Source organism: Vitreimonas sp. (assembly GCF_036392335.1).
Lineage (GTDB): Bacteria > Pseudomonadota > Alphaproteobacteria > Caulobacterales > Aquidulcibacteraceae > Vitreimonas.
Genome location: NZ_DASVYD010000028.1, coordinates 1 through 7,064, shown reverse-complemented (window position 1 = coordinate 7,064; position 7,064 = coordinate 1). Strand labels below are relative to the sequence as shown.

Here is a 7,064-nt window from a genome sequence, read left to right as displayed (position 1 = left end):
GCTCGTTCTTCATTCTGCCTTATGTCGGCGTGTCGCTGAACTTCATGAGCGTGTTCGGCTTCCTTCTGGTGCTGGGCATCATGGTCGACGACGCCATCATTGTCGGTGAGGCGATCTACGAACGGGCCGAGCGCGGGCATCATGGCGTCGACGCCTCGATCCTGGCGACGCAAATGGTGCTGAAGCCGCTGGTCGCCTCCGTGTTCGTGACCATGATCGCGTTCAGCCCGATGATGTTGCTGACCGGCGACGTGCAGCAATTTACCCGCGCGATCTCGATCGTGGTGATGTCGACGCTGGTGTTCTCGCTGATCGAAAGTCTGATCATCCTGCCGGCGCACTTGGCGCACGTGAAGAAACCTGATCCTCAGGGCACGGGGATCGGCAGCCAATTGATGCGCCTGCAGCAACGCTGCGCGCACTCGGTCATCTGGGTCGCGCAGACGCTGCACCAACCGCTGGTGAAGAGCGCGGTGAAGATGCGCTACCTCACCTGGTCGGTCTTCCTCGTCATCACCATTCTGGCGATCGGCCTGATGGCGACGGGCCGGATCAAGCAGACCTTCATGCCGGAAGTCGAAGGCGACTTCATGCAGGTCTCGATCGAGCTGCCGCAAACCACGCCCTTCTCACGCATGGAGCAAGTGGCCGAGCAGCTCGACGCCGCGCGCCGCGCCATGGAAGAAGAAACGGCAGAGATCGCGGTCGAGGACCCCAATACAGGCCAAATGTCGCGCGGCGTCGTGCGCTCGTGGAGCCAATCCATCGACGACACCTCGATCCGCGCCTATGTCGGCCTCACGCCGCCGGAAACACGTCCCGACTTGCGCTCGCGCCAAGTCACGGAACGGCTCGAGGAATTGCTCGGCGAAGTGCCGGACGCCGACCAGATCAGCTTCTCGCTGTCCGGCGGCGGCTCGCCCAGCATCGAACTCGCGCTGATGGGCGAGAACAAGGAAGACCTTGAAGCCGCGGTCGAGGATCTGAAAGCGCGCCTGCTGCAATTCACTGGCGTGAGTTCGGTGCGCGACAGCCAGGACGCCGCGATCGAAGAATTGCGCTTCACGCTTCTGCCGGGCGCCGAGCAACTCGGCATCACGCTCAGCGACCTGACGCGCCAAGTTCGCCAAGCCTATTTCGGCGAGGAAGTGCAGCGTTTGCCGCGCGAAGGCGACGACGTGCGCGTGTACGTCCGTTACCCACGCGACGATCGCCGCACGCTGGAAAGCCTGGGCGGCTTCCGCATCCGCACCAATGACGGCCGCGAAGTGCCGCTGGCTTCGGTCGCCACCTGGGAATTCGCGCCGGGCATCACGGGGCTCGATCGCCGCCAACGCATGAGCTCGATCCTGGTTACCGCCGATCTCGTCAACGCCGAAGCGCGCCAAGAGATCATGCGGACGCTGGACAATGATTATTTCCCGGAGTTCGAGGCGCGGTTCTCGACGGTGTCACGCCGCGCCATTGGTGAGGCTGAGGGGCAAGCGGAATTCTTCGCACAGCTCGGCACGCTGATGCTGATGGCGTTCGCGGGCATCTATTTCCTGCTCGCGGTGACGTTCCGCTCCTACGCGCAGCCGATCATGATCCTCTCGGTGATCCCGTTTGCGATCGTGGGCGCTTCGATTGGGCATTTGATCTTCAATACGAGCTTCGCCCTCTTCTCCTGGCTTGGCGTGATCGCGGCGATTGGCGTCGTCGTGAACGACAACGTGGTGCTGGTCGATCGCTGCAACCAAATCCGCGGCTATTTCGCGATGCGGCCGAAGCGTGCAGGCGCGGTTGTTCCGATCGACGAGGACGGCGAGCCGATCGAAATCCATGAGTTGCAGGGGCCAAACGGCGAGGTGTTCGAATATATCGGCATCGCGCCGGACCTCGAAGTGCACGAAGAAATGATCATGGAATCCGCGCGAGCCGGATTCGAAGGGGGCCCGATCCAATTGTTGACGTCAAAGGATGTCGGCAAGGACGCGGGCGAGTACAAGGAACGCGCGGCCTATCTCGAGCAATCTGGCTTCCAAGTCATGCGCGTGCGCGCTGAGCGCGGCATCGTCGAAGCGTCGGTGTCGCGGTTCCGTCAGATCTTCCTGACCTCGGTCACGGAATTCGTGGGCATGGCGCCGATGCTGCTGGAGAACGCGGCGATCGTGCAATTCCTCAAGCCGATGGCGCTTTCGCTGGCGTTCGGCGTGCTGGTGTGCATGCCCGCCACCTTGATCCTGACGCCGGCCTTCTACATGATTGGCATCGACATCAAGCGGGTGACAGGAGGCCTTTTCGGCTTCTATTCCCGCCTCTACACGCGCCGCGGCAGATTGGCCGCCGCCGAGTAGAGTTTCTTTCGGAGGGGTACTTCATGATTATGTTCACTCGTCGCGCGATGGGCGCGTCGTCGCTGGCGCTGCTTGCCGGCTGCGCCACCGGCGCCACCCAAGCGGTAAGCGAACCCGCACGGGCGCCGGCCGCGATCGGCGCCTGGGGATTTGATCTCACGGCGCGCGATCTCAATGTCAGCCCGGGCAACGATTTCTTCCGTCACGCCAACGGCGCCTGGATGGCGAACACGGAAATCCCGGCCGACCGCACCCGCTGGGGCACATTTGACATCCTGCGCGAGAAGGCTGATCGCGACGCCCGCACGATTATCGAAGAAGTCGCCCTGGCCGGCGGCGCGCCGGGCTCCAATCAGCAGAAGATCGCCGATTACTACAATTCGTTCCTGAACCAGGAGGCGATCAACGCCGCCGGCATCGCGCCGCTGCAGCCCGAGCTCGACCAGATCGCAGCGTTGCGCACGCACGAAGAGACCATTCGCCTGATCTCGACGCCTGGCATCGCCGTGAACTCGCCGATCGCGGTGTTCGTCGGTCTCGATGAGCGCAATCCCGACCGTTACATCTGCAACATGGTGCACGCGGGCTTGGGTCTGCCGGAGCGTGAATATTATCGCCGCACTGATGGCGAATTCCCGAACATTCGCGCGGCCTATACCGCCCATATCGAACGCCTGCTCACCCTCGCCGGCCAGAGCGGCGGCGCAGCGAAGGCGCGCGCGATCGTTGCGCTCGAAACGCGCATCGCCGAACACCATTGGCCGATCGCTGATCGCCGCAATCGCGATCGCACCTACAATTTGAAGACCCGCGCCGAAATCCGCGCACTCGCGCCGAGCTTCCCGTGGGACGCCTCATTCGAAGCCGCCGGCCTCGGCGACGTCCAGGAAGTGGTGATCAGCGAGCTCTCGGCCATGGGTCCGCTGGCGAACCTCTTCATGCAGACGCCGGTTTCGACCTGGCGGTCGTATTTGGCTTATCACCTCGTTCGCAACAATGCGGCGGTGCTGCCGCAAGCGATCGACGACGAAGTGTTCGATTTCTACGGCCGCACGCTAAACGGTCAGCCGGCGCAGCGCGAGCGCTGGAAGCGCGCGGTACAAGCCGTCAACGGCGCACTCGGCGAAGCCATCGGCGCGATCTACGTGCAACGCCACTTCCCGCCGGAAGCCAAGCAGCAGATGACCGATCTGGTCGAGAATCTGCGCACGGCTTACGGCCAGCGTATCGATCAGCTGCCGTGGATGTCGGCGGAGACCAAAGTGGCGGCGCGCGAAAAGCTCGCCACCTTCCGCCCGAAAATCGGATACCCGGATCGCTGGCGCGATTATTCGGGGCTCGAAGTCCGCGCCAATGACGCGTTCGGCAACGCCAAGCGCCAATCGCTGTTCGACTGGAACCATGACCTCGAACGTCTGGGCCGTCCGACCGACAAAGACGAATGGTTCATGACGCCGCAAACCGTGAACGCCTATTACAATCCGGTGTTCAACGAGATCGTGTTCCCGGCCGCGATCCTGCAAGCGCCGTTCTTCGATGCGAACGCGGATCCGGCGATCAATTACGGCGCTATCGGCGGCGTGATTGGTCACGAGATGGGCCACGGCTTCGACGATCAAGGCGCCAAGTCGGACGCCCACGGCGTGCTGCGTGATTGGTGGAACGCGCAAGACGTTGAGCGCTTCACTGCCGTCACCGACCGCCTCGTGGCCCAATACGATGCGTTCTCGCCGCTCGAAGGCATCAACGTGAACGGCCGCCTGACGCTCGGCGAGAACATTGGCGACAATGGCGGTCTGCAGGTCGCCTACCACGCCTACAATCTGTCGCTGAACGGCCAAGCGGCGCCGGTCCTTGACGGCCTGTCCGGCGATCAGCGCTTCTTCCTGGGCTGGGCGCAAGCCTGGCGCGGCCTTATTCGCGACGCTGCACTGCGCAACCAGATCCTCACTGACCCGCACTCACCAGCCGTCTATCGCTGCAACGGCACGGTGCGGAACATGGATGCCTGGTACGCGGCGTTCAATGTCCAGCCCGGCGACGCGCTCTATCTGCCGCCGGAAGAACGCGTCACGGTCTGGTAAGATCGCGACATCGTGAAACGATTGAGGGGAGCGCTGCGAAGCGCTCCCCTTTTCTCTCTCCGCCGCTTCAACACGCGGCGCGCTCACCCGTGCTTGTCGCTCATCGCTTTCCAAGCGCGCGTGGCCAGTTCGCGCAGCACGTTCTCATCGATGTCAGCGAGTTTGTTGATGTAGAGGCAGCTCTTGCCGGTTTTGTGCTTGCCGAGCTTCTTCAGCAGCGCCGCGTCCGCGCCTGCGCCAGGCATCAGATAGAGCACCAAATTTGCCTTGCGCGGCGAGAAACCGATTTTCGGCCACGGCGCGGCGCCGAGCGTGTTGACGTTTACATATTGCCCATAGCCGACGATGGACGGCCCCCACATCGCTGGCTTCTCGCCACTGATCTCACGCAACATCTTGTCGATGGCCTTCGCATCCTTGCGGCGGGTTTCGTCTTCAACCGCGGCCAGGAATTGCGCGACGGAGGCCTTCGTCTTTTGCGTCTTGGGCTCGGCCATCTCATTGCCTCAGCGCATCGAGCGCCCGGCAGAACGCGCCGGGCGCATTGCCTTGGTCGCACGCCATACCGCCCATCGCAAAGATGAAAATGATAATCCCGACCAAAGGAAAGATCACGCCGATCGCACGCGTGAGAAACATCGAGGGCGAAAAGCTCGTGCGTTCACGTTTCGATGTGCGCGTCGCGGCAGGCCGCTCTTCTTCCTCGTCATTATCGTCGTCGTCCCGCCCTCCGACGCGAATATTGACGTTCTGCATCGTCACGCCTTGCAGCTTGATGCCTGGCGCTTCGAAATGCGTCGGCCGCGGCGCGACAGGCATCGGCTCGGCGCGCACGATGGCCTGCACGATTGCGAGGAAATGCTGGAAACGCGGATCGTCCGCGCCGCCGCTCCAGGCCGCAAGATCGGCGTATTGCACCTCGCCGAAACCAAGCGGCGGCGCGACAAGATCGAGCCGCACCGGCGCCAGAACTCTGCGCGCAAGCCCGTGTGTGGCTTCTTCCATCACCCAAGCGCCCTGCTCGTGATCGACGCTATCGTTGGTCCACACCGCGACGACGCACTTCGCCGCCGCGAGCTGCTTGGCGATCTCGGCGCGCCACGATGTCGACGGCTGAATGCCCTCATCCCACCACACATCGAGGCCCGCATCGCGCAAATGCGTCACGAGCGGGCGCACGCGATCGGCGTCTGACTTTTTGTAAGAGATAAAAACGTCCGCCATGCGCACTCCGTGGTGCGCGGAACTTAGCGGAGCGCCGCGCGGGGCGAACGTGAATTGCGCGTCAGGGATGGCCTCGCTTGGTCGGAGCCAAGCGTGAGAACAAGACTCTCTGCGCGTTGACGGCGCTTCGTGCAAGGCGAAGCGGCCCAATCAGGCGGCAGTACGCACCGGCGTGAACCCCCAGAGCCGCACTAGATAAGCGCAAAATGGGGCCGAGGCAGCGCCCGCAAGCATCATCATGGTCAGATCGCCGCCGCCCCAAGCGCCGCCGGTCGCGAGATCGGCCACTTTGTCGACGATCCAGACCGACGCGGCGCCGTACAGCGGGCTGAGCACAATGCGCTGCAAGCTCGTCGGCGCGAACGCATAGAACAATCCCGTCAACAGCGCCGGGACGACGCCAAACCAATATCCGAAGATGAGGAACATGACGCTGGCGCCCAGGCTCAAGGACGTCGCCTGCATCGCCGATGTATTCTCATCCGTAAGCATCATCGCAAAGAAAAATGCCAACACCCCGAGAGCGCCCAGCGCCGGCCCGAGCCCGGCAAAAGTGAACACGGTAAAAAAGCGCTTCGGCGTTCCGGACTCCGCCATCGCCTCACAGCCCCTTCACGATTTCGTCGGTCATCTTCTTGGCATCCCCGAACAGCATCATGGTGTTGTCGCGGAAGAAGAGTTCGTTTTCGACGCCGGCGTAGCCTGAGCCCATGCCGCGCTTGATGAAGAGCACGGTCTTGGCTTTTTCGACGTCGAGGATCGGCATGCCGAAGATCGGCGATTTCGGATCGGTCTTCGCGGAGGGATTGGTGACGTCATTGGCGCCGATGACGTAGGCGACGTCGGCTTGGCTGAACTCGTTGTTGATGTCTTCGAGTTCGAACACCTCATCGTACGGCACGTTGGCTTCGGCCAAGAGCACGTTCATGTGGCCAGGCATGCGGCCGGCGACGGGGTGAATGGCGTATTTCACCTCGACGCCTTCCTTCTTCAGCATGTCGGCCAATTCGCGCACGCTGTGCTGCGCTTGGGCGACCGCCATGCCGTAACCCGGCACGATGATCACTTTCGAGGCGTTCTTCATGATGAAAGCCGCGTCGTCGGCGCTGCCCTGCTTCACCGGGCGCGTTTCGACGTGGCCTGCAGCCGCGCCGCCATCAGCTGTGCCGAAGCCGCCGAGGATGACGCTGATGAAGCTGCGGTTCATGCCTTTGCACATGATGTAGCTGAGGATCGCGCCCGAGGAGCCCACCAGCGCGCCGGTCACGATGAGCAGACTGTTCGCAAGCGTGAACCCGATGCCGCAAGCGGCCCAACCCGAGTAGGAGTTGAGCATGGAGATCACGACCGGCATGTCCGCGCCGCCGATCGGCAGGATCAGCAGGAAGCCCAGCGCCAGCGACAGCAACACGATCAGCCA

At 62.8% G+C, this 7,064-nt stretch carries 6 protein-coding genes; 2 read left to right on the top strand and 4 right to left on the bottom strand.

What is annotated here, in order from left to right; genetic code table 11:
* Together VF769_RS06965 and VF769_RS06960 are read left to right on the top strand one after the other, a co-directional pair.
* On the top strand, window positions 1-2,336 hold a 2,336-nt coding region (locus VF769_RS06965), incomplete at its 5' end, for an efflux RND transporter permease subunit (RefSeq protein ID WP_331007661.1).
* Between the two features lie 23 nt (window positions 2,337-2,359).
* Window positions 2,360-4,420 carry a M13 family metallopeptidase gene (locus VF769_RS06960; RefSeq protein ID WP_331007660.1) on the top strand — a complete coding sequence of 687 codons (2,061 nt, stop codon included), beginning with the start codon at window positions 2,360-2,362 and terminating at the stop codon, window positions 4,418-4,420.
* 83 nt (window positions 4,421-4,503) lie between these two features.
* Here VF769_RS06960 and VF769_RS06955 read toward each other — a convergent pair whose 3' ends face one another.
* The 4 genes from VF769_RS06955 to VF769_RS06940 form a co-directional block, all read right to left on the bottom strand.
* Window positions 4,504-4,917 (bottom strand): DUF1801 domain-containing protein, encoded by a 414-nt coding sequence (locus VF769_RS06955; RefSeq protein WP_331007659.1) that lies wholly within the window; start codon window positions 4,915-4,917, stop codon window positions 4,504-4,506.
* A gap of 1 nt (window position 4,918) precedes the next feature.
* Window positions 4,919-5,644: a toll/interleukin-1 receptor domain-containing protein gene (locus tag VF769_RS06950; RefSeq protein WP_331007658.1), complete on the bottom strand. Its 726-nt coding sequence runs from the start codon at window positions 5,642-5,644 to the stop codon at window positions 4,919-4,921.
* A 150-nt stretch (window positions 5,645-5,794) separates the two neighbouring features.
* Complete coding sequence (locus tag VF769_RS06945) at window positions 5,795-6,241, bottom strand: hypothetical protein (RefSeq protein WP_331007657.1); 447 nt, start codon at window positions 6,239-6,241, stop codon at window positions 5,795-5,797.
* Window positions 6,242-6,245: 4 nt separating this feature from the next.
* On the bottom strand, window positions 6,246-7,064 hold an 819-nt coding region (locus tag VF769_RS06940), incomplete at its 5' end, for an NAD(P)(+) transhydrogenase (Re/Si-specific) subunit beta (RefSeq protein ID WP_331007656.1).